This window comes from Dietzia aerolata (assembly GCF_014144865.1).
Taxonomy (GTDB): Bacteria; Actinomycetota; Actinomycetes; order Mycobacteriales; family Mycobacteriaceae; genus Dietzia; species Dietzia aerolata.
In genome coordinates this window covers 1-1,945 of sequence record NZ_JAALDM010000074.1, presented here as the reverse complement: position 1 = coordinate 1,945, position 1,945 = coordinate 1, and the positions used below count along the sequence as shown (strand labels likewise).

Annotated in this window: 2 protein-coding genes; one reads left to right on the top strand and one right to left on the bottom strand. The window is 68.4% G+C overall.

What is annotated here, in order from left to right; genetic code table 11:
- Positions 1-621 (bottom strand): endonuclease III (nth, locus tag G6016_RS05525; RefSeq protein WP_187354349.1); only part of this gene is annotated, 621 nt, incomplete at its 3' end.
- A gap of 446 nt (positions 622-1,067) precedes the next feature.
- On the opposite strand from nth, the gene G6016_RS05520 reads away from it, so the two are divergent.
- Positions 1,068-1,772 carry a Crp/Fnr family transcriptional regulator gene (locus G6016_RS05520; RefSeq protein ID WP_338403530.1) on the top strand — a complete coding sequence of 235 codons (705 nt, stop codon included), beginning with the start codon at positions 1,068-1,070 and terminating at the stop codon, positions 1,770-1,772.
- Positions 1,773-1,945 lie beyond the last annotated feature (173 nt).

The following is a 1,945-nucleotide window of genomic DNA, read 5'->3' as shown; positions in this document are numbered from 1 at the left end:
CACCGGATCGAGCGGGCCGGCCTCGCCGGCGGACGGGCAGTCATCGGCGAGCACGCACGCCCCGCAGGCGGCGGTCCGCGCGTGGCAGACCCGGCGGCCGTGGAAGATGATGCGGTGGCTCGCGTCGGTCCAGCTGGCCTTGGGCAGCATCCGCGACACCTCCCGCTCGATGCGGACCGCGTCCGTGGCCTCGGTCCACTTCCAGCGGTTCACCAGCCGGATGAAGTGCGTGTCGACCGGCAGGCCGGGGATCCCGAACGCATTGCCCAGGACCACATTCGCGGTCTTCCGGCCGAATCCCGGGAGAGTGACCAGGTCCTCGAGTCGTGGCGGCACCTCGCCGTCGTACTTCTCCACCAGGGCCGCTCCGAGGCCCTGGATGCTCCGCGCCTTGTTGCGGTAGAAGCCCGTGGAGCGGATGAGGGATTCGAGTTCCTCGCGGTCCGAGCCCGCGTAGTCGGCGGCCGTGCGGTAGCGCTTGAACAGCGCCGGCGTGACCTCGTTGACCCGCTTGTCGGTGCACTGGGCGGACAGGATCGTCGCGACGCTCAGCTCCAGCGGGTCGGTGAAGTCGAGCTCGCAGTACACGTGCGGGAACGCGGTCTCCAGGGTGCGGAGCATGCGGCGGGCGCGGCGGGTGCGGCCGAGGTCGGTTTCCACTCCCCTCGCGGCCGCCCCCTTTCTGCGTCTTCCATGGCGCTTCGGTGAAGCTGGCGAGGGGTCGGGCATATGTCCACATTACGGTTAGTCAGCCGCCCGGCGGGCAGACGCTCCGTCTGTGATTCGGCGCACCGTTGCAGCGGAGGTGACTCCCGGGGGTGTTTAATCGTCGACATGCAGGGAATCCTCGTCGTACTGGTCCCGGTCCTCCTGGCCGGTTTCGCGCTCCTCATGGACCGATTCGAGTCCGCCATCCTGGCCGAGCCGGAGAAGATTGAGGCTTGACTCCCACGGCCGGACCGCGCGTTGATCACACCTACGGCGCTTGAACGACTACAGTGGCTTTCGCCACACGCACGCCATGGCGCTGACAAGCATGTCTGCGCCCGAACGGAGGGTCACAGACTGTGACGATCGATCGCCGCACGGACCAGTCTGCCGATGACGTCCTCACCCGGGCAGGTATTTTCCAGGGTGTTGAACCCTCGGCAGTCTCCGCACTGCGCGATGACCTGACCCGCGAGGAGTACTCGAAGGGTGACGTGATCATCCGCGAGGGCGAGCAGGGCGACAGCCTGTACATCGTCACCTCCGGCAAGGTGAAGCTCTCCCGCAAGGCACCGGATGGTCGCGAGAACCTGCTGTCGATCCTCGGCCCGTCGGACATGTTCGGCGAGCTCTCCATCTTCGACCCGGGTCCGCGAACCTCGTCCGCCGTGTGCGTGACCGACGTGACCGTGCAGTCCATGGACCGCCAGGCCCTCAAACGCTGGATCGCCGAGCGTCCCGAGATCTCCGATCAGCTGCTACGCGTGCTCGCGCGTCGTCTGCGTCGTACCAACAACAACCTCGCGGACCTGATCTTCACCGACGTGCCCGGCCGCGTCGCCAAGGCCCTGCTCCAGCTGGCGCAGCGCTTCGGCACCCAGGAGGGCGGCAACATCCGCGTGACGCACGACCTCACGCAGGAGGAGATCGCCCAGCTGGTCGGCGCCTCGCGCGAGACCGTGAACAAGGCGCTGGCCGAGTTCGCGCACCGCGGCTGGCTCCGCCTCGAGGGCAAGAGCGTCATCATCTCGGACACCGAGCGCCTGGCCCGCCGCGCCCGCTAGTCCGGCCCCAACTTCATCGTCAAGAGCCTTCCGCACACATCGCCCGAGTAGGGGTGTGCGGAAGGCTTTTCTCGTTGAGCAGAGGCGGCGGGCGGACCTGGGTCGGCGGGGCCTGGCGGTCGAGGCGCCGGCGATGGGCGGCCGCGGGAGCCTGACGGCTCAGGCGGCGGCGT